Here is a 24,025-nt window from a genome sequence, read left to right as displayed (position 1 = left end):
AAAAAGCCCGCAAGGCGAGCTTTTAGAATCAAATTATGAAAAATTACTTAATCAATGGCTGCATAGCCGGCAAACAGCGATTTAAATCAAAGCCTTTTTCAGCCACTTCTGCGAATAGCTGATTAAAACTAACATCATCATTATGTCGCGCCAATACCCATAGAACCGATGATCGAGTGCCAGTACGACAGTAGGCAAACACTTTTTCTTCTGATTGAATCAGCTCATTTTGAACAGATACCTCAGTCGATGAAAGCTGACCTAAGTTAATCGGATTATATACGTATCTCAAGCCCGCACTTTCTACTGCTGATTGAATTTCCTCACTTGATGGCTGGTCTTCAGACTCACCATCGGGGCGGTTATTAACCACTATATCAAAGCCAAGCCGCTTCAACTCAGGAATATCTTGCGTGGAGACTTGAGGCGAAACAGAGTATTGAGGAGATAATTCCGTGATCTTCATAACTGCACAACCCTTAATTTATGAACGATAAAGCACTTTAATCAGGTGAAAACCAAACTTTGTTTTTACTGGCCCCTGAATCTTCAACAAAGGACCACCAAAGACCGCTTTATCAAAAGGCGCAACCATATCACCTTTACGAAACTCACCTAAGTCCCCCCCTTTCTTTCCAGAAGGGCAAGTGGAGAATTTCTTAGCTAACTGGTGAAAATCAGCACCATTATCAAGCTTACCTTTCAGCTGCTCAGCCTCTTGTTTTGTCTTAACCAGAATATGGCACGCGCTTGCTGTCGCCATTATGACCTCTTTAGTGACTCATTTTAAACACTCACAACAAAAGCTGTGTTACATTGATATAGTATAACTTGTTTAGCCAAAGAGGATAGTATGGAGCTAATGCCATCTTCGGAAGAGCTGTCGATTCTTTTAGTAGAACCGTCTTCCACTCAACAAAAAATAATTCAAAAGGCACTTGAGGAAACAGGCGTTCGCCATCTGTACTTTGCTGACTCTATTAAGGCAGCCCTATACGCCATTAAGGAAAATGAGCCAGATCTCATTGTGTCATCAATGTACCTACCTGATGGCACAGCCGAAACGCTCGTCACATTAGTCAAAAAACACCCTGATACAGAGCATATACATTTTATGTTGGTATCGAGCGAGCGAAATCGCGATATGCTAGAAACACTTCGCCAAGCAGGTGTTATTGCCATCCTGCCGAAACCCTTTGACATGAAAGACCTGCAGCGCGCTATCAACGCAACACTCGATTTGAGTATGGAACAAGAAATAGATTTGGAGCTGATCGATCCACACGAAATGCAAGTATTGATTGTTGATGACAGCCGCCTTGCTCAAAAGCACATTACACGCGTATTAGAAAGCATGGGGATTGTTAATATCGATGTTGCCGTAAATGGTGCCGACGCCATAACGCTTATGAACGATGAAAACTATGACCTTGTGATAACAGATTACAACATGCCTGAAATGGACGGCATTGAATTTACACACACCGTAAGAATGACTGAACACCTTTCGCATATACCAATCCTTATGGTGGCATCCAATGCTGACCAACCTCAATTGGCAAACATCACCCAAGAAGGCGTTGACGCAATATGCGACAAAGTCTTTGAGCCAGAAACCCTACGAGTGCTATTACATAAGATTCTTGACTAAAAAAAATGGCCCGCTTTGAGCGGGCCATTTACATTAAATGAGATTAGTAAAGCATCAAACAACCTTACTTCAACTACTCATCTAGCAAAGCGTCTACCACAGGAACATTAGCTTCTGGAAAGCGATAATTAGCAAGATCGGCTACAGGCACCCAAGCCACTTCTTGACCTTCTTTCCCATGCGCCTCCCCTGAGAAATCCGTGACTTTGAAAAAGTGCAATTCAACAGATTTATCCGGGTAATCATGCTTAATAAGCTTAAAGATCTGCGAATGAATCACCTCGATCCCACACTCTTCTTGCAACTCACGTTCTAGCGCAGCTTGAGGCTCTTCATCGGTTTCGACCTTCCCTCCTGGAAACTCCCAGCAACCGCCTTGATGCTTATCTTGCGAGCGTAGCGCAATGAACACCTGCTCATTACGGATAATGACGCCTGCGGCAACTCGAATAACCATCAAGTACGGTACTCTGCGTTAATCGTTACGTATTCATGGGAGAAATCAGTTGTCCAGACCGTATCTGAAGCATCACCTGCACCAAGATCTACGACAATATGAATCTCTTCAGGATTCATTGCTGCTTGACCCGCTTCTTCATTGTAATCAGGAGAACGACCGCCCTCACAAGCAATTTCGCAACCATTAATAGACAAAGAAACCGTATCAACGTTTAGATTCTCAACTCCAGCGCGACCTACAACCGCCAAGATTCTGCCCCAGTTCGGATCTGATGCAAATAAAGCAGTTTTAACAAGTGGCGAATGTGCAATCTCAAATGCGGTCTTAGTCGCATCTGACTGAACCTTAGCACCCTTCACTTCTACTGTGACAAACTTAGTCGCCCCTTCCCCATCGCGAACAATGGCATGTGCAAGTTCTTGCATAACCTCAAGAAATGCCTGAGCAAACTTAGCACCGTCACCTTGTGTAAGATCAGAAATCTCAGGGTTAGCAGCCTTACCCGTTGCCACAGCGATGCAGGAATCATTAGTCGATGTATCGCTATCGATGGTGATCCTGTTAAAGCTCTGGTTTGTTGTTTGAGCCAACAACGCCTGCAAAGCAAGAGGGTCAACAGCAGCATCCGTGAAAACAAAGCCCAGCATAGTCGCCATATTCGGACGAATCATGCCTGCACCTTTCGAAATACCACCGATAGTGATTGTTTCACCCGCTAATTCAATTTGACGAAAGGCACCTTTAGGTAAGGTGTCTGTTGTCATAATACCGCGTCCTACATTCTCCCAACCCTCTGAAGCCAGAGATGTCAAAGCACTTGGCAAAACACCGGTAATTTTTGACACAGGCAACGGCTCACCAATCACCCCTGTTGAAAATGGCAATACCTGCTCTAGAGCCACACCGGTCAAGTTGGCAAGCGTCTCACAAGTATGCAAAGCGTTCTGCATACCTGATTTACCCGTCCCAGCATTAGCGTTGCCAGTATTAATCACAAGATAGCGAGGCTTAGCCTTGGCGAGATGCTCGCGACAGACGCGAACAGGTGCCGCACAGAACTGATTCTGAGTGAAGACACCCGCTACTGCGGATCCTTCAGCCAGCTCAAAAACAACAACATCTTTTTTGTTTGCTTTCTTTATACCTGCTTCCATCGCAGCGAAACGAACACCTTCAATCGAAGGAATCACAGGAAAAGGACCTAATCCAACTGCCATATTGGCCTCTCGCTCTAAACTAAATGACTAAACTAAACTACCGTGACACTGCTTGTATTTCTTACCTGATCCACAAGGGCACGGTTCATTACGACCTACTCGTGGCACGTCACCTGCATCACCTGCAGACGCTTGCCCTTCATTGGAATCAGATACATTTGTCGTTACTGTTGTTTTAGCAGCTTGCTCACGACGAGCAGCTTCGATCTTTTCAGCCTCTTCAGCAGACTGAACTTTTACACGAGTAACAACTTGAATTACTTCAAATTTAATCTGCTCAAGCAACCCTTGGAACAACTCAAACGCTTCACGCTTGTACTCTTGTTTAGGGTTTTTCTGAGCATAGCCACGCAGGTGAATTCCTTGGCGCAACATATCCATTGTTTGAAGATGCTCTTTCCAAAGCGTATCAAGAACTTGCAAAAGAACCTGCTTCTCAAAGTTACGAAGACCTTCAGCGCCTGCAACCGCTTCTTTAGCCTCATAGTCATCTACAAATGACTGCAGAATCTTTTCACGCAGCGGCTCTTCATACAATTTTTTGTCTTCTGCCACCCATTGTTGAATCGCTAACTCTAAGCCGAATTCGTTACGGATGCGCTCTTCTAAACCTTCAAGATCCCATTGATCAAAGATACTTTGTGGTGGAATGTATTCATCGATTAAGCCCGCCACAACTTCTTCACGCATAGACTGAATCGCTGCCGACAAATCATCAGAAGACATCATGTCGTAACGTTGACGATAAATTACTTGGCGCTGATCGTTTGCAACATCATCGTATTCAAGCAATTGCTTACGAATATCGAAGTTACGCCCCTCTACCTTACGTTGAGCTTTCTCAATGGCATTTGATACCATTTTGTGCTCGATCGCTTCACCTTTCTCCATCCCCAAAGCCTGCATCATTTTCTTGATACGCTCAGACATAAAGATACGCATTAGGTTATCTTCTAGAGACAAGTAGAAGCGCGAAGAACCAACATCACCTTGACGACCCGCACGACCACGAAGCTGATTATCAATACGACGAGACTCATGTCGCTCAGTACCAATAATATGCAAACCACCCGCCGCTAACACAGCCTCATGTCGAGTTTGCCAATCCGCTTTCAGAGCTTCTTTCTGCTCTTCAGTTGCATCTTCACCTAGCTGTGACAACTCAACTTGTAAGTTACCACCCAAAACGATATCCGTACCACGACCAGCCATGTTGGTAGCAATGGTTACAGCACCAGGACGACCGGCTTCCGCAACGATATCTGCTTCTCGCTCATGCTGCTTAGCATTCAATACATTATGCTTAACGCCTTTTTTGTCTAGGAAGCCAGATAACAACTCTGAATACTCAATCGAAGCGGTACCAACCAATACTGGACGACCATTTTGGACATTTTCTTCAATGTCCTTAACAATCGCTTCGAACTTTTCTTCCGTTGTCATAAAGATTAAATCGTTAAAATCTTTACGCTGAACTGGATTGTTAGTAGGAATAACGATAACCGACAAAGCATAAATTTGCTGAAACTCAAATGCTTCTGTATCTGCCGTACCCGTCATACCTGACAGCTTGTCGTATAAACGGAAATAGTTCTGGAACGTTGTCGATGCAAGCGTTTGACTTTCAGCTTGAATGGTAACGCCTTCTTTTGCCTCAACAGCCTGGTGAATACCTTCAGACCAACGTCGACCAGCCATTGTTCGACCAGTGTGCTCATCGACGATAACAACCTGACCACCTTGCACGACGTAATCAACATTTTTCTTGAACACAACATGTGCACGCATACAAGCGTATACGTGATGCAGCAATTGCAAGTTGCTGGCCGCATAAAGACTGTCACCTTCTTCTAACATGCCTTGCTCTACAAGCCATGCTTCAACAAACTGGTGACCGTCTTCGGTTAACTCAACATTACGCTGAGATTCATCAAATGTGTAGTGACCAACCTCTTCGCCCTCTTCCTCCTGCTTAACAAGCAATGGAGCAAGAGCATTAATCTTGCGGTACTGTTCAGAGCTGTCTTCTACCGCACCTGAAATGATAAGTGGCGTTCGTGCCTCATCAATAAGAATCGAGTCAACCTCATCGACAACAGCAAACGCTAGCTCGCGTTGCATACGATCTTCCATACGGAACACCATATTGTCTCGAAGATAATCAAAACCGAATTCATTATTCGTACCATAGGTAATATCAGACTGATAAGCAGCACGCTTTTCTTCACGCTCTTGACCCGCGTGCACGACACCTACACTCATATCGAGAAATTCGTACAAAGGGCGCATCCAGTTAGCATCTCGTCGAGCCAAGTAATCGTTTACTGTGACAACATGCACACCCTTACCTGTTAGGGCATTTAAATACACTGCTAAGGTTGCAACCAGCGTTTTACCTTCACCCGTACGCATTTCCGCAATACGACCATCGTTAAGCACCATGCCACCGATCATCTGCACGTCAAAGTGACGCATCCCCATCACACGGCTACTTGCCTCACGAACGGTCGCAAAAGCTTCTGGCAAAAGAGAGTCAAGAGACTCGCCCTTAGCCAGACGCTCCCGAAACTCAGCTGACTTAGCCATCAAATCATCGTCGGATAATTGCTTATAAGAATCTTCTAACTTATTGATTTGAGAGACGACTTTTTTATAGCGCTTTACTTCTCGGTCGTTTTTAGTACCGACAATTTTTTTAATGACTGTTCCGAACATTTTTCACACAACTTAATATTTGAATGATTTAGAGTCTAACATGGTAGATAGCTACAAAACATGAATTATCAAGCCCTTATAACGAAAAAAGCCAGACATATGTCTGGCTTTTTATGTTATTGCTCAATAACTAAGCAGTTGCAGCAGATTCTTTGAAGGAAATCGGGTTCAATGCTTCATCCTCTTCGAATGTCACATATTCCCAAGCATCTTCATTTTGCAGCAGCTCAAGTAGCAGCTTGTTGTTTAAGCCATGTCCTGACTTGAATGCTTTGTACTCACCGATGACACTGTGACCAAGCAAGTACAAATCACCAATCGCATCAAGCACTTTGTGACGCACTAACTCATCACGGTAACGAAGACCTTCATCATTAAGAACACGATAATCATCAAGAACAATCGCATTCTCCATGTTCGCACCGCGAGCTAGATTATTGTTTTTGAAGTATTCAATATCCTTCATAAAACCGAACGTACGGGCACGAGCAATCTCTTTTACGAAAGTTGTTGTAGAAAAATCAACTGACGTATGTTGAACTTCTTCATCAATCGCTGGATGCTGAAAATCTATGGTGAATGACAAACGGAAACCATTAAACGGCTCCAAAGACGCGTATTTATCACCATCCTCAACACGCACTGACTTCTTAATACGAATAAACTTCTTCGCAGCATTCTGCTCTTCAATACCAGCAGATTGAAGAAGAAAAACAAAAGGACTAGCACTACCGTCCATTAGAGGCACTTCGCTAGAGCTCAGCTCAACATAAGCATTATCAATACCTAGACCTGCAAAAGCAGACATTAGATGCTCAACAGTGCTCACTGTTACCTCACCATCACGCAAAGCCGTGGCAAAGTTGGTCGTACCAACAGCCTGAGCCGTACCCAAGATCTCTACAGCTGGCTCTAAATCTGTACGCACAAAAACCACACCAGTATTTACTGGCGCTGGCTTGAGTGTTAGGTAAACTTTTTCGCCAGAGTGCAAACCCACTCCGGTAGCGCGAATAATGTTTTTTAGCGTGCGCTGACGTACCATTATATTCCTACAATATGATGACAATTAAAATTTGTCGGGATAATACCAACAAGCTTCGTTTTATACAATTCACAAACCCAATACTGCGCATTTTTTGCGCAAAACAAATTATCAGTCAGCCTGACGTCGTAAAAACGCCGGAATATCCAAGTATGACAATTTATCTTCTGTTGTCTGGGCTGATCCACTATCACCTGTCTTAGATTCAACTTTTTGAGACACAGACTCCGCAGAGCTCGTTCGAACAGGCTCAGCCTGAGGCACGGCGGTGTTTACTGGTGATGCAATCTCAGCCTTTGACTCAACAGGCTTTGCAACAGGTGCAGCAGACTGAGAAATCGAAGCAGATGTAGTTGCTGAGGAGGTTAAGGAAGACCCAACAGCTGACTGCATTTGCGCCATACCACCCTTACCTTCCAATCCAGTCGCTACAACTGTCACTCGCATCTCTTCACCAACACTTGGATCAATAGCACAGCCAATTACTACGGTTGCATCTTCAGAAGCATATTCTTCAATAATGTTACCAACCTCGGTGAACTCAGAAAGACCAACCTCATCGTTCGCCGTGATGTTTACCAACACTCCGCGCGCACCTTTCAGGTTAATATCTTCTAGCAATGGATTATGAATAGCCGCCTCTGCTGCAACACGAGCACGATCTTCACCTGTTGCGGAGCCAGACCCCATCATCGCCATACCCATTTCTTTCATAACCGTTTGCACATCGGCAAAGTCGACGTTAATCAGACCTGGGCGCATGATCAAATCAGTGATACCTTGAACCGCGTTTAGCAAAACATTGTTAGCCTCACCGAACGCTTTCAATAGCGAAATATTCTTACCAAGAACAGGTAGTAATCGCTCGTTAGGCACAGTAATTAATGAGTCAACATTGTCACGCAGCTCTTTAATACCTTCATCTGCAACTTTAGCTCGACGACGCCCCTCAAACGGAAACGGTTTTGTTACCACTGCAACCGTAAGAATACCAAGTTCACGAGCTACTTTTGCGATAACTGGCGCAGCGCCTGTACCAGTACCACCACCCATACCAGCAGTGATGAATACCATATCAGCACCGGTTAACAGTTCAGTAATTTTTTCCTGATCTTCAAGTGCTGAGTCGCGACCGATATTAGGGTTAGCACCGGCACCCAATCCTTTCGTTACAGTCGTACCAAGCTGTAAAGTGATCCCTGAGTCCAAGCCAATAAGGGCTTTAGAGTCGGTATTCGCACAGATGAATTCAACACCATCAAGATTACTTTCAAGCATGTGCTTGACGGCATTACCGCCACCACCGCCAACACCAACTACTTTGATGACAGCATTGTCGGATAAATTTTCTTCGGCTAAATCAAATACGTTCATAGACATGGGCGTTAAGCTCCTATAATTCTGCTGTCATTCCTGACTAAATATAACTTTGAAACCAGTCTTTTACCTTGTGCCACGCCTTCGCTGGACTGAAAGCAGGCTTGGCTTCACCGCTCGCCACTTCGGGCAGAAACTTTTTCTTTGGTGCCCTTGCACCGACCTGAGGCTCACTCACATCAGGTACTGGAACACCAGAACCGGCATACTCTAACAAACCAATTGCTGTAGAGTAACTTGGGTTATCAATTACTTCATTGAGCCCACTTGCCACATTCGGCGACGCAATTCTTACTGGCATATCAAAGATTCGCTCAGCAAGTGCTTCCGCGCCTTCCATCAACGAGGTCCCCCCCGTTAAAACAATGCCAGCTGGAATGCGTTCGGCAAAGCCACTGCGATTCAGCTCATCTAGCACCATTTTATAAATTTCTTCGTATCGAGCTTCTACAACCTCTGCCAGAGCATGTCGTGAGATAGCTCGTGGCTTACGATCGCCAACACTCGGTACCTCAATACGCTGATCTGCAGATGCTAAACTAGACATTGCGCAAGCGTATTTAATTTTGATGTCCTCCGCATGAAGCGTAGGCGTTCTCAAAGCCATGGAAATGTCGTTTGTCACCTGATCACCAGCGATCGCAACCACAGCAGTATGATGCATTGCACCATCTAACCAGACGGCTAAATCAGCTGTGCCTGCTCCGATATCGACTAGGCAAACACCGAGATCTTTTTCATCCTCACTCAAGCAAACTTGACTCGAAGCTAACTGCGATAAGACAACACCATCAACCTCAAGACCACAGCGTCGGATACACTTCTCGACATTCAAAACCGCATTGGCTGCACCAGACACCAAGTGCACGTTTGCTTCAAGCCGAACACCAGACATCCCCAGAGGATCTCGAATACCCTCTTGTGAATCAATATTGAACTCTTGAGGCAGCACATGCAGCAAACGCTGATCCGAGGAAATCGGAACAGCTTGTGCCGCATCGATCACTCGCTCAATGTCCTCTACATGAACCTCGCCGTCCTTTACTGCGACAATGCCATGGGAGTTCTGACTACGAATATGACTGCCTGCTACACTTACAAAAACTGAGTGAATGTTGCAGCCAGCCATTAGCTCGGCTTCTTCAACAGCTCTCTGGATAGACTGTACCGTAGATTCAATGTTGATCACGACACCGCGCTTCATGCCTTTAGCGACATGAGTTCCAACACCAACTACTTCCATTACACCATCAACACTTTTTTCACCAACTACACAGGTAATTTTTGAAGTGCCAACGTCTAATCCAACAATCATAATTATCCTAGAAATCCTTAAAGAAACCCACTATCGTTCAAAAAAGCAACAATCAGACCAACTTTTTACTCTTCGGGGAGCCATTTAACTGCTACACCATGAGGATATCGCGCATCCACTGAAGCAATCCGATCTATTCTACCCGATAAATCGCTTTTATACACTGCTACAAAGCGTTGTAATCGCTCTAAAACCTCATCTCTACCAAGCTTTACGCTAACACCATTGGTAAATGAAATATTCCATGCTCCGCGGCTTTCAAGCTTCAAACTTGCCACCCTTAGTGAACTTGTAGAAAGCATTTGGCTAATCAGCGAAAATTGGTCTAACACTACACTTTCTGTATCAGCTGGTCCAAACAGGTGAGTAAGGGGCAAATCCAAAACTCGACTAGGAGAAATCACTTTCCCCTCAGCGGTAATAATTTTCCCTTCATTCCAGTAAGCAACCGGCTTATGTTCACGCACCTCTATTTTCACTGTATGCGGCCAAACCCTTCTGATTTGAGCAGACTCAACCCATGCTGGCTGTTCAGCCACATACTTTAAAGCTTGCATTGGCTCTGAGAACAGCCCCAAGCCAATTAAACGATTATAACTTTTTTGAAGATTTTCGCGGTCAGCATAGTGTAAATCTCCTACTACCTCGACCTTACGAATATCAAACATTGGAGCACTGCTAGCCACTTGATCAGGATTCTCCTGAAACAGCGCAAACACAATTAATAGCACCGCCCCAATGAGTGCAGCTGCACGCATCACCTTAGTGAGCCCCTATAAAATTCTGCCATGCTTTTTCAGCAATCATTTCCACTAGCGCGTCATAATCAATTCCAGCATAAGCTGCCGCCATAGGAACAAGACTATGTGATGTCATCCCTGGCGACGTGTTCACCTCAAGCACAGTAAATTGGCCTTCAGCGTTTTGCATGATGTCCACTCGTCCCCAACCTTCACAGTTCAACGAGCGATAAGCCTCTAGCGCCAAAGCTTGCACTTCAAGCTCCAGATCATCGGAAAGTCCACATGGCAATAAATACTGAGTATCGTCAGACAAGTACTTTGCATCGTAGTCATATAATTCATGACCTTCTGAAGGCTTTAAACCGATAGGCGAGTAAGCGACATCATCAATAATAGTGACGGTGAATTCAGGACCCGATACAAATTCTTCTACCAATATATCTGAGTCATATCGCTTAGCATCTTCGAGCGCTTTAGCCAGCTCAGAGGCATTATGAACCTTACTAATACCTATGGTTGACCCCTCTCGAGAAGGCTTAATTATCAATGGGTAGCTCATTTCCTCGTTTATCTGGTCCACATTGGGAGTATCAGTGAAACAAAGGTAATTGGGCGTTGGTATTCCAAGACCTTGCCAAAACTTTTTGGTCAACGCCTTATCCATTGCAAACCCAGAAGCCAATGGACGGCTACCAGTATATGGTTTCTCAAGCATATCCAACAACGCCTGAACACGGCCATCCTCACCCTCACCACCGTGCAGTGCAATGAAGGCAAAGTCATAAGAAGTCTCAAGTAACTGCTTTACTGGATCCTGTTTACCGTCAACACCGTACAAGTCAATCTTGGAAACTTGATAACCTTTATTCATTAGAGCTTGAGCAACACGTTCACCACTTTCGAGTGACACTTCACGCTCAGCGGAACGGCCACCGTAAATCACTGCAATCGTTTTATCTTTTAGAAGCCCCATCCTTACACACCCTCTGCCGCAAGCTTTTTGGAAATAGAGCCGATGTCACCTGCACCTTGAGTAATTAGCAAGTCATCTGGACGCAGCACATTGGCTAGGATAGCTCTCAAGTCATCCTCACTGCTGACATGGATAGGGTCAACAGAACCACGCTGACGAATACTGCCACACATAGATTTGCTGTCCGCACCATTGATAGGCGTTTCTCCAGCAGAATAAACATCCAACAGCAACAATACATCTACTTCAGATAGCACTTTTACAAAGTCTTCATAAAGGTCGCGGGTACGTGTGTATCGATGAGGCTGATACACCATAACCAAACGCTTCTCAGGCCAGCCTGCACGGATAGACTTAATAGTCGCTTTCACTTCACTCGGGTGGTGACCGTAGTCATCTATAAACATAACTTTGCCACCAGCAGGAAGAGAAAGGTCGCCTTGCTCCTGAAAACGTCGCCCCACGCCCTCGAACCCCATTAAACCTGCCTGTATTGCAGCCGCTTCCACACCTAGATCTGTGGCCACAGCAATGGTCGCCAAAGCATTCAGAATGTTATGACGCCCAGGCATTGGCAAACGAATTCGAAGTGGCTCACCTTCGGGACGATGTGCTAAAAACTCACAAAAACGCCCTTTTTGTGAAATCTCCGTCGCATAAAAATCAGCAGGCTCATCAATGCCATAAGTCAAAACTGGACGGCTTAACTCGGGCATGATCTCACGAACATTCTCATCATCGACACATAAAACGGCTAAGCCATAGAATGGTAGATTATGAATAAATTCTATAAAGGTACGCTTAACCTGTTCGAAATCACCATTGTAAGTGTCCATGTGATCTTCATCGATATTGGTGACAATCACGGTCTGTGGCTGCAAATGTAAAAACGACGCATCACTTTCATCGGCTTCTGCCACCAGATACTTACTGCTACCTAACTGTGCATTGGCTCCTGCACTGGTCAAGCGACCACCAATGACAAATGTTGGTGTTTCATCTGTCGCAGCCAAAATGGATGCCATCAAACTAGTAGTGGTGGTTTTGCCATGCGTCCCAGCAACGGCTATGCCGTGTCGGTAGCGCATCAATTCAGCCAACATTTCCGCACGTCTAACGATCGGAATCCGATGCTCTCTGCCCCACTGAATCTCTGGGTTGCTTGCATCAATTGCGCTGGAAACGACAATAACATGGGCGTTTTTTACATTTGACTCTTGGTGGCCAATAAAGATTTCCACACCCAATTTAGCCAAACGATCCGTCGTTACTGAAGCCTTCATATCTGAGCCGCTTACGTTGTAACCTTGGTTACATAGCACTTCAGCGATACCTGACATACCAACACCACCCACACCGATAAAGTGGATATTTTGAATACGGCGCATGGTAGGGATATCGTAGCGAAATTTTGCTTCCATCATTATTTTATTAACCTTATGCAATGAGACACCACGTTTCGTGTAGCGTCTGGGTGTCCTGCTTGCTTAGCAGACACCGACATGTTTTGTAATTTTTCAGTATTCCCAACAACCTCAGCTAGACAGGCACTTAAAGCATCTACATTTAAAGTAGGCTGAGGCATTAAATATGCAGCACCCTTAATCTCTAAAGAGCGCGCATTGGCAGTTTGATGATCATCAATAGCATGTGGATACGGAACCAAAATTGAAGGCAGTCCGGCAATGGCAAGCTCACTGACTGTCATCGCTCCAGAACGACACAGTACAATATCAGCCCAATAATATGCTTGGCTCATATCATCAATGTAGGCATCTACACGTGCTTCAACGTTATGTTTTTTATAATCCTCTACGACTGACTCATGAAGTTTAGGACCGGTCTGATGCCAAACATCAAGGCGAACCCCATGTGACCATTGCTCTAGTAGTGTTGGCACAACATCATTAATGGCTTTAGCACCTAAACTGCCACCCACAACCAACAACTTCAAAGGCCTCGCGTTGTCTTTTCTAGGCTCTCGACTCTGCTGAGATAAAATATCACTCCGCACAGGATTCCCTAGCGTCAAGCCATCTTGAAGAGCCCCCTCGAACCCTTGCATTTTCAATTTTGCAATTTTAGAGAGCAGCTTGTTAGTGGTGCCAGCAATAGCATTTTGCTCATGGATTGCCAATGGTATTCCCAGCATTTTGGCTGCGACACCACCTGGTCCAGCAACAAAACCACCCATCCCTAAGACTAAATCTGGCTTTTCATTTCTAAGAATTGCAATCGCTTGACCAATTGAATTAGCTATACGCCACGGCGCCATCACCAAACCTGCGAATCCCTTTCCACGCACTCCTTTAATTGAGACCGTTTTCAAAGGAATGTCATACTTAGGAACAAGAGATTCCTCCATACCACCAGCAGAGCCTAGCCAACAAACATCCAAACCTAAACGTTTAAATTCAGCTGCACACGCCAGTGCTGGGTAGATATGTCCACCAGTACCGCCAGCCATCAACATTATTTTACGGGGTTTGGACACTTAAGCTTCCTCTGCAGTTACGGGAGATTTAGACGACTCTGTAACAGGGTCTTGACGACGATTTTCTATATCGACTCGCGCTACGACAAACAAACTGGCCAGAGTAATGATGAGACTACTACCACCGTAGCTAATAAGTGGCAGCGTTAAACCTTTGGTTGGCAAGAAGCCGGTGTTTACACCAACATTGATGATGACTTGAGCCAAAATCAAAATCGCAAAGCCAAAGCACATATAACCTTGAAATAAGCGCCCTAATCGCATGGCATGCTGTCCCACTTTGAAAACACGAGACAACATCAAACCAAAAGCGACTAACAACAGAAGTCCACCCATCATACCGGTTTCTTCTACCCAGATAGAAAAAACAAAATCCGTGTGAGCTTCAGGCAAATAGGCTAACTTTTGAACACTGTTCCCAAGACCTAAGCCAAACCATTCACCACGACCATAGGCTATTAGCGCTTGAGAAAGCTGGTACCCATCATTATAAGGATCTGCCCAGGGGTCAATAAAGTTCATGAGCCGCTTTAAGCGATAACTCTCTGACACCGCCACAACACCAAGCGCAGCCACGACAGCGATCACCAGCCCAATAAACTGGTAAATGGGCGCACCAGCGATGAACAACAAGGCAATCACCGTCCCAACCAATACCACCGACGCCCCAAAATCAGGCTCCAACAACAAACAAATTAGAAACAGAAATGACACAACCATCGGCATGCCCGAGCCAATTAATTGTTGCCTTACACGATCAGCTCTTCGCACCAAATAGCCAGACACATAAACAACCATACAGACTTTAGCAACCTCTGAAGCCTGCAAGTTAAAGACCACCAAGTTAATCCAACGACGACTACCGTTAACCGTTTTACCGATCCCCGGCATCAGCACCAAAATCAGCAACAACAACGAGAACATCATAAGTGGTACTCCCCACTTATGTAGCGTTTCCGTCGGGATCGACATCATGAAATAACCAAAGCCCAAGCCAATCACCAGGTAGATCAGCTGACGAGCCATGAAATAAAAAGGGTGGCCGTATTTTGTCTCCGAGAGAAAAATGGAGGCACTCGATACCATGACAATCCCAAGCATTAATACGCACGCGGCTGACGCTAAAAATATAGGGTCAACAGTACGAAACTCTCTAAATGAGATAGGTTCTAGGATTGCTCTGATATTCATAGGAGATTAACAAGTTCCTGAAAATGCATACCACGATGCTCAAAGCTTTTATATTGATCAAAACTTGCGCAAGCAGGAGAGAACAAGACTATATCACCCGCCTGCACGTTATTTTTAACAGAGCCGATCACCTCAGAAAGGTCCTGATAGTGTGAGCATGGCGTATCAGTAGGGATAATGTCGATGATCTGACCAGCATCTTTACCGAATACATAGACTTGCTTGACGTATTTTTCAATGACTGGTGCCAAAGGAGAAAAGTCTGCCCCCTTGCCCACACCACCCAACAATAAATGGATGACCTTTGTTTTACTGTCGCCAAGTCCTTCTAATGCGGCCAATGTTGCCCCGACATTCGTGCCTTTGGAATCGTTAATGAATACCACTCCATCCAGTTCACGAACTGTCTCGCAACGGTGTGGCAATCCAGCATACTGTTCGAGAACAGCAAAGACTTCTGGTGCGTCAACAGGGAGCCCCATCACGTCCAACATAGCCAAACATGCCAAAACATTGGCGTAATTATGCTCTCCCTTCAAACGGACTTGTTGGGTATTTAGCAAACGCTTAACGCCATGACACAACCAAGTACCTTCATCGTCTTTGATCAACCCAAACTCTTTAAGGTCTGGTATACCTTTTGTGAAAGCACGCACCGGCGTATTTTGGGCCAGCAACGGCGCTGTCAGAATATCCTGCTTGTTACAAACCGCAGCCTTACAGCCTCGATAGATCCGCTGCTTGGCTCTTTGATAACCGTATAAGTCATCATAACGATCCATATGATCTTCAGAGACATTTAACAAACATGCAACATCGGCCTGAAGATGGTGAGTCGTTTCAAGCTGAAAACTAGACAACTCCAGCACATATATATCAGCCTGATCCTCTAATAGATCCAACGCTGGACGACCAAGATTCCCGCCAGCAACAGACTTTTTGCCCAGCGCCAATAGCAATTCATTAAGCAGGGTTGTTACGGTGCTTTTCGCATTGGAGCCTGTAATCGCAACAAATGGAGCCTTAACATAATCACGAAACAAATCTATGTCGCCTCGCATCTGTACGCCTTGGGCCGCAAGCTCTTTAAGAATAGGAGTAGACAGTGCGATGCCTGGGCTCACAAAAAGCTCCGTTACACCGAGCTCTTTAAGCGCATCTAGACTGCCCGTATAAATTCGATCCTCAGGACAGATGGTTTTCACCTGCTCTAAACCTGGAGGATTTTCACGGGAGTCTACAACAAAGAAATCCAAGCCTTGTTTGGCTAAGAAGTTAGCGGTCGAAACACCACTGACACCAAGACCAACCACTGCACGAACGCGATCTGATGAGATTAGCGACATGATTGACTACCTCACCTTCAACGTTGCCAGCCCAACCAACACAAGGCAGACGGTAATAATCCAGAAACGCACAATGACTTTCGGCTCCGCCCAACCTTTTAACTCAAAGTGATGGTGTATAGGGGCCATACGGAAAATCCGGCGCTTGGTTAGCTTGTAAGATGCGACTTGTAGTATCACAGAGACCGTTTCCATTACAAACACGCCCCCCATGATAAATAAAACCAGCTCCTGACGAACGATCACTGCAATCACACCTAACGCAGCACCCAACGCCAACGCCCCCACATCCCCCATAAACACTTGAGCAGGGTATGTGTTGAACCACAAAAAGCCCAATCCAGCACCAACTAATGCCGCGCAGAATACAATCAACTCACCTGTTCCATGCACATAAGGAATCAACAAGTATTCCGCGAATTTAATGTTACCTGTTAAGTAAGCAAACAATCCCAACGCACCACCGACCAAAACCGTCGGCAGTATTGCCAAACCGTCTAAGCCGTCTGTTAAATTAACCGCGTTACTCGTGCCAACAATTACAAAATAGGTAAATACAACAAAGAATATCCCTAGAGGAATGGCTGCGTCTTTAAATAGAGGAATCAGCAACTCTGTCTCAGCAGGTGTTGAAGCGATTGAATACAGATAAATAGCTGCGGATAAGCCAAACACACTCTGCCAGAAGTACTTCCATTTCGCAGGCAAACCTCGAGAATTCTTCTCTACCACTTTACGATAGTCATCTACCCAGCCCACGGCACCAAAGGCAATCATAGTCAGCAAAGTCACCCACACATATGGGTTAGTCAGGTCACCCCACAGTAAGGTACTAATGGCGATCGAAAACAGAATCATTACCCCACCCATGGTCGGGGTTCCAGCTTTGCTCAAATGAGATTGCGGCCCATCATCACGCACCGCCTGCCCAATCTGTAAACGCTGCAGCAAACGGATCACTTTGCCGCCAATCAGTAAAGAAATAAACAATGCCGTCAACACACCTAGGATCGCTCGCAACGATAGGTAGTTAAAGACGGTAAAAAACGTAAAGTATTTGCTAAGATAAGCCGTTAATAGCAGTAGCATGGTTATGCCAATTCCTAAATTTTTAGAGCGTTTACAATATCTTCCATCTTGGCAGAGCGAGACCCCTTAACCAAAATGACATGTTCAGCATCAAGCGTAGAGAGAAGCTCTAGCGCTTCGTTTTTACTATGACAAGCATAAAGCTGCTGTTCAGACTTTATGTTGTTTGAAAACCCTTCCGCTGCAAACTTTGCAACCGGACCAATGGTTACCAAGCGATCTACACCCGCTTTGGCAGCGTACTTACCCAGCGCCTCATGAATTGCAATTTCTTGATCACCCAACTCCCCTAGCGCACCAAGAACCATCCATTTTGTATGCTGTTTATACAAGGATAAAACATCGATCGCCGCTTCAACGGATTTAGGGCTAGCATTGTAACAATCATTAATGACAACAGCTTCACTTTTTGTAGGAACCAGCTCCATTCGCCCTGGCACCTGTTCAGGATGCTTTAAGCTATTAATGATCCGTTCAAACTCAAACCCTAAGGCCACCATAGCCAATGCAACCGCCATAGCATTCGCTACATGATGTTTCCCAGGTCGGTCTAGCTTCAACTGAAAGCTCTCGTCTTGGTAAATCAGAGTAGTTTGTGAACCACCTACGGTTTCCTGCATGTCTTTGGCAAACAACGTCGCCTCATGATCATGAAACGAAAAACTCAGCAAGCTTCTTTCAGCCAACAATCTCAACCAGTATGAATAGGAGGGATCATCAGCATTCAACACAACCGACGCATTAGGCCGAGCCGTTTCGATAAGCTTACCTTTCTCAACCGCAATGCCTTGGATAGAACCAAAGCCCTGAAGATGACTGCCACTTGCATTGGTTAACACCACCACATCGGCTTCTATCGTACTACCCAGTATTTCAATCTCACCCGGGAAACTCGTACCAGCCTCAATCACTGCGTACTGGTGGTCAGCAGCCAACCCCAACAATGTTTTAGGTACGCCAATCTGATTATTTAAATTACTTTGAGTTTTTAGCGTGACTGCGTCTGTAGAGAGCGCCTGAGATAACCAGTCTTTCACACTCGTCTTGCCATTACTTCCAGTAATCGCCACGACTGGATGCTGAAATGCCCTTCGAATATGTTTTGCTATAGCTCGGTATGCTTGTGCGGTATCGGCCACCTGGATGCGAGGTTTGACATCAACTTCCTCACTGACTAAAACCGCAGTGGCACCCTGCGCTATAGCAAGACTTGCGAATTCGTTTCCATTAAAACGCTCTCCCACTAAAGCAACGAAAAGCTTGCCACACAAATCATCACGAGAATCTGTTGAGACCTCTGAAACCACGGCATCATCACCAATGAGACGACCGCCAACAATGGTAGCAATATCAGATAAGGTAAGGTTAATTAACATACTTGCTAAGCGCTTTCAGCGCCTCCTCTCGGTCGTCAAAATGCTGTCTGACACCCCTAATCTCTTGATACGTTTCATGACCTTTGCCAGCGATCAGCACAATGTCTTCGGAACTTGCGGATGCGATAGCTGACTCAATAGCGCGTTGGCGATCAGGCTCGACCACCACTTCAGCAAGCTGTTCATCAAAAGCACACATCGCCTCATCAATAATGGCCGTTGGAGACTCTGAGCGAGGATTATCCGATGTAAGGTAAACTTTATCGGCAAACTGCTGAGACACCTGCAACATCATCGAGCGCTTTCCTTTGTCTCGATCACCACCGCAACCAAATACACACACTAACTTCCCGGCAACATGTTCATGCACCGCTTTAAGCGCCACCTCGAGTGCATCCGAAGTATGGGCATAATCCACAAGCACCAATGGTGCACCGCTACGTTTGCAAGGCTCCATCCGGCCTGGCGCACCTTTTAAATGCATCATGGCTGGCACAACCTTATCGACATCCGCCGCAATACTTTCCACTGCTGCTAATGCGGCCAAGGCATTTTGCACATTGAAATCACCAAGTAACGGTAATGACACCGCATACTGTTTGTCATGTACTCGAATGCTCAACTCCAAACCATCCTGACGAAAGGCTTTATCCACCACAAAAAAGTCAGCATTCGTCTTACTTTGAGCAGAATAACGCCACGCCTTAGCATGGCATGTTTCTAGCATAAAATCGGCGTAATCCGAATCAGCACAAACGATGGCGTAGGTTAAGGAGTCAAATTCAAACAAGCGTCGCTTTGCGAGAGCATAAGACTCCATTGAGCCATGATAATCAAGGTGATCACGCGTAAGGTTTGAGAAAACGGCCGTTGACACAGGAACACCAGCCAAACGCTTTTGATCAAGCGCATGAGATGAAGCTTCAAAAGCAACCAATTCAACACCTTGCGCCGCAAAGCTAGACAAAAGCTTGTGTAAAGTAAGGAGATCTGGTGTCGTTTGTTTGGCTTCTTGCAATTGATTGATTGGACCAATACCAAAAGTGCCAATCATCGCACTAGAGAAACCTGCCGCTTGAGCAAGCTGCGCAATGTAGTAGCAAATACTGGATTTACCATTTGTGCCAGTCACAGCAATAATATGCTTAGGCAGCGGTCCGTAGACTTCTCTCACAAGTAGAGCCAATTGCAGCTCAATATCGTCAACTTCTATCAGTTTAAGATCGTCGTGCTTAAGATTTAAGCCTTTGGGTAATATGGCGACAGAGCAACCTTTCGCTGCGACTTGATCTAGATAGTCCCAACCATTGCTGGCCACCCCAGGCAAGGCGATAAAGACTGAGTCGCCCCCCACTAAACGAGAATCGGTCTCTAAGGACCGATACTCAATATGCTCATTTTTCCAACAGTTTTCGAGATTTAACCACTCTAAAAGCTGCTCAAGGGTAAACATGTTAGTTTCCTTGTACGATTCGATATGGTGTTTTTGCCGTATCATCTAAGCGCACTTCACGAAGCCCTTCAGGACGATCCGGCGGAACATTTAGCGTTGTTAGCGCCCCTTCCATGACACGGGAAAATACTGGAGCAGAAACCTCACCACCATAGTATTGTCGGCCTTTAGGGTCATTAACCATCACTACCATTGCTAGACGGGGGTTAGTTGCGGGCGCCATACCAGCAAACAGGGAAATATACTGATCGTATTCGTAACCGCCAACACCAACTTTGTGTACAGTTCCGGTTTTACCCGCCACATTGTAGCCAGGGATCTGGGCTTTTTTACCCGAACCCTCAGTTACAACAGCCTGCAGCATTTTCACCACATCTTGAGCTATATTCGCTGGCACGATCTGCTCACCTTGTGGAGGAATATCCTGTTTAAAGATCGTAACAGGGACTTTATAGCCATGATTCGCTAAAGTCATATACGCCTGTGCAAGCTGCAAAGTAGAAAGGGATAAGCCATAACCATAGGACAACGTAGCAATTTCCGATGGATGCCATTTTGGATGCATAGGTAGCTTTCCGGTAGCCTCACCAGGAAACCCTAACCCTACAGGGGAACCAATGCCTAGCTCGTAGAACATATTCCAGATGGTGTCCTGAGGCAAAGATAGAGCAATATGTGATGTACCAACGTTGCTCGACTTAACCAATACGGTTTCTAAATTAATTTTGCCGTAATTACGGAAGTCACGGATCGTATAACGCCCAAACTTCATGTATCCAGGACTGGTATCAATAACGGATTCTGTTGAATATTGACCTGAACGAAGTGCCGCCGTAATGGAAAAAGGCTTCATCGTAGAGCCAGGTTCAAACAAGTCAATCACAGCACGATTGCGAAGTTCTTCAGGCTCCAAATCAGAGCGGTCATTGGGGTTGAATGATGGCTGGTTCACCATCGCAAGCACTTCACCGGTTCGAACATCTAGGATCACCGCCGAGGCTGACGTGGCTCGTTGCTCTGTCACAACCGCTTTAAGCTCACGATAAGCCAAGTATTGCAGACGCATATCGATACTTAACTCGATATTCTCACCAGCACGCTCAGGCACCTCTTGCCCTAGAGTACGAATAATATTGCCTTTCAAATCTTTCATGTATGAGATTTTACCAGGCGTACCCTGCAACGCTTGATCGTAGGCCAACTCCAACCCTTCTTGGCCTCTATCGTCGATATTGGTAAAACCTACGACTTGGGCAGTCACCTCCCCAGCTGGGTAGAAGCGCTTGTACTCTTTAATCTTCGTCACACCAACCACTTTCGCATCTAAGATCGCCTCAGCCTCATGCGGAGGTACCTGACGTTTTAGATACATAAAGCCTTTATTACGGTTGATCTCAAATCGCTCTTTCAGAAGTGCAGAACCCACTCCCATAGCTTCTGCCAATCTGGCAATTTCTTTTTCCGGAGTTTTACGCTCAGAAGCAGGCTTAGATAAATTTTCAGGATCTTCCGCCAAGCCCCATAAATCACGCGGGTTAGCAATAACCGTCCAAGTCGGTGTACTAACAGCTAACGGCTCACCGTTACGATCCAGAATCATGCCTCGGGTAGCAGGAATCGACTCCGTCCTTACCGCACGCATTTCACCCTGGTTCTGCAGAAACTCTTTATCCAAAACTGTTAGATAAAAGAGACGCCCTGCCGCCACAGAAAACAAAGCAAACGCGATGGCATAGACAACGTATAAGCGTATCTTGCTGGGTGAGTACTGTTTATCGTCTGCGTTCATGGTTTCACAATGACCAATTCTTCTGGGCTTGGAGCATGCATTTCCAGCTCTCTTACGGCAGCCTGTTCTAATCGACTAGGTTGGGTTAACGCACTTTGCTCTAGCAGCAACTGCCCCCAAACCACCTCATAATTCACTTCGTCTTTTTTTAGCTTCTGTAGGTATGCAAAGTCCCTACGGAAATCATAAACTTGAACAACAAGCACAATTGCGAGCACGCCTAGCAATACCAGACTTAGTAAAAAACTAAGCGGCTTAGCCAAATCATTACTCACTGATTCGCTCCATAATCCGAAGCACTGCACTGCGAGAGCGAACGTTGTCACTCACTTCACCTTTCGATGGCTTGATCGCTTTACCAACCGTTTTAAAGTGAATATTCATGTGCGCATTCTGGATAGGCAAATGGCGCGGCAAGTCCGGCCCTTTGCATTGCTTTTTCATGAATTGCTTCACAATGCGATCTTCAAGGGAATGAAAACTAATAACCACCAAGCGACCGCCCACCTTAAGCGCATTGGCAGCAGCCTCTAACCCTTTTTCTAAATCACCAAGCTCGTTGTTGATATGAATGCGAATTCCCTGAAACGCTCGCGTAGCAGGGTTTTTGCCTTTTTCCCAAGCGGGATGAGCTTCTGCAACGATCTTGGCTAGTTGTTTAGTGGTTGTAATGGGGGTGTGCGAGCGAAACTCGACAATGGCACGTGCAATTCGACGAGAGAAACGCTCTTCACCGTACTGATACATGACATCTGCTATTTCTTTCTCCGGTGCGACAGCAATCCACTGAGCGGCACTTATTCCTGCATCAGGGTTCATACGCATATCTAGTGGGCCATCGTTCATAAAGCTAAAGCCGCGTGAAGCATCGTCTAATTGTGGTGATGACACTCCTAGATCCATCATCACACCATCGACTTTGTCAGCACCAAAGACTTGCGGGATGTGCTCCGCCATGTTGGCAAAGCTATCTTGAACAATGGTAAATCGATCATCCTCTTGCTCTAGCGCCTTTCCGTGCCCAATAGCGACTGGATCTTTATCGAAACCAAGCATTTTGCCAGTGGTCAAACGAGACAACACCAAGCGGGTATGACCACCACGACCGAAGGTGCCATCCACATATGTTCCCGCTTCATCGGTCACTAGCATATCGACCGATTCATTCAGCATGACGCTAATATGTTCAGGTGTTGTATCTGTCATAATGAGATATCCATTAACGTATCAATTTCTAAATTTTCTAAGGAGACTTCAGACAGGTACTCTTCGCGCTGCGATTCCCACTCTTCCAAGCCCCAGATTTCCAGTTTTTTCCCTTGCCCAAGCAACGTGGATTTACGTTGTATTTTGGCGAATTCCCTCAAAGGTGCAGGTAAAAGCAAACGCCCTGCACTGTCTATCTCAAGATCGGTTGCATGACCAACTAGCAACCTTTGAAGACGTCTTGCCTGCGGCTGAAATGAAGGCAAGCGATCCAGCTTCTCTTGTATCTGCTCCCACTCTGAAAGCGGGTACAGCAACAAACATCGCGACATAGGGTCAATTGTCACAACAACACCAGCATCCTCGTACTGAAGAAATTCATCACGTAAGCGCGCAGGAAGAGACAATCGCCCCTTTGCGTCCACACTCACCTGATGAATACCTCTAAACATGCCCATATCCCACTTATCGACACTTTCCCCCACAATTTAACACTAATTTTAGTATTAGTTAAAAAAATACAAAAAAAAATTCGCAAAATGCGAATTCTTTATGTGCCTCTAAGGGAAAACTTACGAAATCTTT

At 45.6% G+C, this 24,025-nt stretch carries 22 protein-coding genes; 1 reads left to right on the top strand and 21 read right to left on the bottom strand.

The annotated features are described in order from the left end of the window. Nucleotides 1-43: 43 nt before the first annotated feature. Entirely contained in the window at nt 44-466 is a 423-nt protein-coding gene (locus C8D85_RS00300) for a protein tyrosine phosphatase family protein (RefSeq protein WP_133559379.1), read from the bottom strand. A gap of 18 nt (nt 467-484) precedes the next feature. Next, nucleotides 485-763, bottom strand: a complete 279-nt coding sequence (locus C8D85_RS00295) for a peptidylprolyl isomerase (protein ID WP_133559378.1) — start codon at nt 761-763, stop codon at nt 485-487. A 90-nt stretch (nt 764-853) separates the two neighbouring features. Between C8D85_RS00295 and C8D85_RS00290 the strand changes: the two genes are divergently transcribed. Continuing rightward, nucleotides 854-1,651 carry a response regulator gene (locus tag C8D85_RS00290; RefSeq protein ID WP_133559377.1) on the top strand — a complete coding sequence of 266 codons (798 nt, stop codon included), beginning with the start codon at nt 854-856 and terminating at the stop codon, nt 1,649-1,651. Nucleotides 1,652-1,724: 73 nt separating this feature from the next. Here the strand turns inward: C8D85_RS00290 and mutT are convergent, their stop codons facing one another. From mutT to mraZ, 19 genes are all read right to left on the bottom strand, one after another. Beyond that, nucleotides 1,725-2,108 carry an 8-oxo-dGTP diphosphatase MutT gene (gene mutT / locus C8D85_RS00285; protein ID WP_133560724.1) on the bottom strand — a complete coding sequence of 128 codons (384 nt, stop codon included), beginning with the start codon at nt 2,106-2,108 and terminating at the stop codon, nt 1,725-1,727. Beyond that, nucleotides 2,108-3,328, bottom strand: a complete 1,221-nt coding sequence (gene argJ / locus C8D85_RS00280; RefSeq protein WP_133559376.1) for a bifunctional glutamate N-acetyltransferase/amino-acid acetyltransferase ArgJ — start codon at nt 3,326-3,328, stop codon at nt 2,108-2,110. Before argJ ends, mutT begins: the two co-directional genes overlap by 1 nt. 27 nt (nt 3,329-3,355) lie before the next feature. After that, nucleotides 3,356-6,043 (bottom strand): preprotein translocase subunit SecA, encoded by a 2,688-nt coding sequence (gene secA / locus C8D85_RS00275; RefSeq protein ID WP_133559375.1) that lies wholly within the window; start codon nt 6,041-6,043, stop codon nt 3,356-3,358. A gap of 130 nt (nt 6,044-6,173) precedes the next feature. Beyond that, on the bottom strand, nt 6,174-7,088 hold the full coding sequence (gene lpxC, locus C8D85_RS00270; RefSeq protein ID WP_133559374.1) for a UDP-3-O-acyl-N-acetylglucosamine deacetylase: 915 nt from the start codon (nt 7,086-7,088) through the stop codon (nt 6,174-6,176). 111 nt (nt 7,089-7,199) lie between these two features. Continuing rightward, entirely contained in the window at nt 7,200-8,462 is a 1,263-nt protein-coding gene (gene ftsZ / locus C8D85_RS00265) for a cell division protein FtsZ (protein WP_133560722.1), read from the bottom strand. A gap of 43 nt (nt 8,463-8,505) precedes the next feature. Then, nucleotides 8,506-9,780: a cell division protein FtsA gene (gene ftsA / locus C8D85_RS00260; protein WP_133559373.1), complete on the bottom strand. Its 1,275-nt coding sequence runs from the start codon at nt 9,778-9,780 to the stop codon at nt 8,506-8,508. Nucleotides 9,781-9,845: 65 nt separating this feature from the next. Next, the gene (locus tag C8D85_RS00255; protein ID WP_133559372.1) at nt 9,846-10,538 is read right to left on the bottom strand and encodes a cell division protein FtsQ/DivIB; all 693 of its coding nucleotides are present in this window, start codon (nt 10,536-10,538) and stop codon (nt 9,846-9,848) included. 4 nt (nt 10,539-10,542) lie between these two features. Beyond that, nucleotides 10,543-11,496: a D-alanine--D-alanine ligase gene (locus C8D85_RS00250; RefSeq protein ID WP_133559371.1), complete on the bottom strand. Its 954-nt coding sequence runs from the start codon at nt 11,494-11,496 to the stop codon at nt 10,543-10,545. 2 nt (nt 11,497-11,498) lie between these two features. Further along, on the bottom strand, nt 11,499-12,920 hold the full coding sequence (gene murC / locus C8D85_RS00245) for a UDP-N-acetylmuramate--L-alanine ligase (protein ID WP_133559370.1): 1,422 nt from the start codon (nt 12,918-12,920) through the stop codon (nt 11,499-11,501). Beyond that, nucleotides 12,920-13,990, bottom strand: coding sequence for an undecaprenyldiphospho-muramoylpentapeptide beta-N-acetylglucosaminyltransferase (gene murG / locus C8D85_RS00240; RefSeq protein WP_133559369.1), 1,071 nt, complete (start codon nt 13,988-13,990; stop codon nt 12,920-12,922). Before murG ends, murC begins: the two co-directional genes overlap by 1 nt. Next, complete coding sequence (ftsW, locus tag C8D85_RS00235) at nt 13,991-15,181, bottom strand: putative lipid II flippase FtsW (protein WP_133559368.1); 1,191 nt, start codon at nt 15,179-15,181, stop codon at nt 13,991-13,993. After that, complete coding sequence (murD, locus tag C8D85_RS00230; RefSeq protein WP_133559367.1) at nt 15,178-16,527, bottom strand: UDP-N-acetylmuramoyl-L-alanine--D-glutamate ligase; 1,350 nt, start codon at nt 16,525-16,527, stop codon at nt 15,178-15,180. The genes ftsW and murD overlap by 4 nt, the downstream gene beginning before the upstream one ends. A 6-nt stretch (nt 16,528-16,533) precedes the next feature. After that, a complete protein-coding gene (gene mraY / locus C8D85_RS00225; RefSeq protein WP_133559366.1) occupies nt 16,534-17,616 on the bottom strand; it encodes a phospho-N-acetylmuramoyl-pentapeptide-transferase in 1,083 nt (360 codons plus the stop codon). A 14-nt stretch (nt 17,617-17,630) separates the two neighbouring features. Continuing rightward, nucleotides 17,631-18,992: a UDP-N-acetylmuramoyl-tripeptide--D-alanyl-D-alanine ligase gene (locus tag C8D85_RS00220; protein ID WP_133559365.1), complete on the bottom strand. Its 1,362-nt coding sequence runs from the start codon at nt 18,990-18,992 to the stop codon at nt 17,631-17,633. After that, nucleotides 18,982-20,445 carry a UDP-N-acetylmuramoyl-L-alanyl-D-glutamate--2,6-diaminopimelate ligase gene (locus C8D85_RS00215; protein ID WP_162847511.1) on the bottom strand — a complete coding sequence of 488 codons (1,464 nt, stop codon included), beginning with the start codon at nt 20,443-20,445 and terminating at the stop codon, nt 18,982-18,984. The genes C8D85_RS00220 and C8D85_RS00215 overlap by 11 nt, the downstream gene beginning before the upstream one ends. A gap of 1 nt (nt 20,446) precedes the next feature. Further along, the gene (locus C8D85_RS00210) at nt 20,447-22,234 is read right to left on the bottom strand and encodes a peptidoglycan D,D-transpeptidase FtsI family protein (protein WP_133559363.1); all 1,788 of its coding nucleotides are present in this window, start codon (nt 22,232-22,234) and stop codon (nt 20,447-20,449) included. Continuing rightward, the gene (gene ftsL / locus C8D85_RS00205) at nt 22,231-22,509 is read right to left on the bottom strand and encodes a cell division protein FtsL (protein WP_228191752.1); all 279 of its coding nucleotides are present in this window, start codon (nt 22,507-22,509) and stop codon (nt 22,231-22,233) included. Before ftsL ends, C8D85_RS00210 begins: the two co-directional genes overlap by 4 nt. Then, complete coding sequence (rsmH, locus tag C8D85_RS00200) at nt 22,502-23,440, bottom strand: 16S rRNA (cytosine(1402)-N(4))-methyltransferase RsmH (protein ID WP_133559362.1); 939 nt, start codon at nt 23,438-23,440, stop codon at nt 22,502-22,504. The genes ftsL and rsmH overlap by 8 nt, the downstream gene beginning before the upstream one ends. Beyond that, the gene (gene mraZ / locus C8D85_RS00195; RefSeq protein ID WP_133559361.1) at nt 23,437-23,892 is read right to left on the bottom strand and encodes a division/cell wall cluster transcriptional repressor MraZ; all 456 of its coding nucleotides are present in this window, start codon (nt 23,890-23,892) and stop codon (nt 23,437-23,439) included. The genes rsmH and mraZ overlap by 4 nt, the downstream gene beginning before the upstream one ends. Nucleotides 23,893-24,025 lie beyond the last annotated feature (133 nt).

The organism is Marinomonas communis, assembly GCF_004363305.1.
GTDB classification, from domain to species: domain Bacteria; phylum Pseudomonadota; class Gammaproteobacteria; order Pseudomonadales; family Marinomonadaceae; genus Marinomonas; species Marinomonas communis.
The sequence above is the reverse complement of the archived record's forward strand: the minus strand, read 5'-3'. Positions and strand labels throughout refer to the sequence as shown.

What these genes read in the sequence shown, in the direction of transcription:
- C8D85_RS00250 (WP_133559371.1), bottom strand. Translation starts at nt 11,496, where the DNA reads ATGGGGCTTCTAAAAGATAAAACGATTGCAGTGATTTACGGTGGCCGT.
- ftsZ (WP_133560722.1), bottom strand. Translation starts at nt 8,462, where the DNA reads ATGAACGTATTTGATTTAGCCGAAGAAAATTTATCCGACAATGCTGTC.
- mraY (WP_133559366.1), bottom strand. Translation starts at nt 17,616, where the DNA reads ATGCTACTGCTATTAACGGCTTATCTTAGCAAATACTTTACGTTTTTT.
- argJ (WP_133559376.1), bottom strand. Translation starts at nt 3,328, where the DNA reads ATGGCAGTTGGATTAGGTCCTTTTCCTGTGATTCCTTCGATTGAAGGT.
- secA (WP_133559375.1), bottom strand. Translation starts at nt 6,043, where the DNA reads ATGTTCGGAACAGTCATTAAAAAAATTGTCGGTACTAAAAACGACCGA.
- mutT (WP_133560724.1), bottom strand. Translation starts at nt 2,108, where the DNA reads ATGGTTATTCGAGTTGCCGCAGGCGTCATTATCCGTAATGAGCAGGTG.
- C8D85_RS00210 (WP_133559363.1), bottom strand. Translation starts at nt 22,234, where the DNA reads ATGAACGCAGACGATAAACAGTACTCACCCAGCAAGATACGCTTATAC.
- C8D85_RS00215 (WP_162847511.1), bottom strand. Translation starts at nt 20,445, where the DNA reads ATGTTTACCCTTGAGCAGCTTTTAGAGTGGTTAAATCTCGAAAACTGT.
- lpxC (WP_133559374.1), bottom strand. Translation starts at nt 7,088, where the DNA reads ATGGTACGTCAGCGCACGCTAAAAAACATTATTCGCGCTACCGGAGTG.
- ftsW (WP_133559368.1), bottom strand. Translation starts at nt 15,181, where the DNA reads ATGAATATCAGAGCAATCCTAGAACCTATCTCATTTAGAGAGTTTCGT.
- C8D85_RS00255 (WP_133559372.1), bottom strand. Translation starts at nt 10,538, where the DNA reads ATGCGTGCAGCTGCACTCATTGGGGCGGTGCTATTAATTGTGTTTGCG.
- C8D85_RS00290 (WP_133559377.1), top strand. Translation starts at nt 854, where the DNA reads ATGGAGCTAATGCCATCTTCGGAAGAGCTGTCGATTCTTTTAGTAGAA.
- ftsA (WP_133559373.1), bottom strand. Translation starts at nt 9,780, where the DNA reads ATGATTGTTGGATTAGACGTTGGCACTTCAAAAATTACCTGTGTAGTT.
- murC (WP_133559370.1), bottom strand. Translation starts at nt 12,920, where the DNA reads ATGATGGAAGCAAAATTTCGCTACGATATCCCTACCATGCGCCGTATT.
- mraZ (WP_133559361.1), bottom strand. Translation starts at nt 23,892, where the DNA reads ATGTTTAGAGGTATTCATCAGGTGAGTGTGGACGCAAAGGGGCGATTG.
- C8D85_RS00295 (WP_133559378.1), bottom strand. Translation starts at nt 763, where the DNA reads ATGGCGACAGCAAGCGCGTGCCATATTCTGGTTAAGACAAAACAAGAG.
- C8D85_RS00220 (WP_133559365.1), bottom strand. Translation starts at nt 18,992, where the DNA reads ATGTTAATTAACCTTACCTTATCTGATATTGCTACCATTGTTGGCGGT.
- murD (WP_133559367.1), bottom strand. Translation starts at nt 16,527, where the DNA reads ATGTCGCTAATCTCATCAGATCGCGTTCGTGCAGTGGTTGGTCTTGGT.
- rsmH (WP_133559362.1), bottom strand. Translation starts at nt 23,440, where the DNA reads ATGACAGATACAACACCTGAACATATTAGCGTCATGCTGAATGAATCG.
- C8D85_RS00300 (WP_133559379.1), bottom strand. Translation starts at nt 466, where the DNA reads ATGAAGATCACGGAATTATCTCCTCAATACTCTGTTTCGCCTCAAGTC.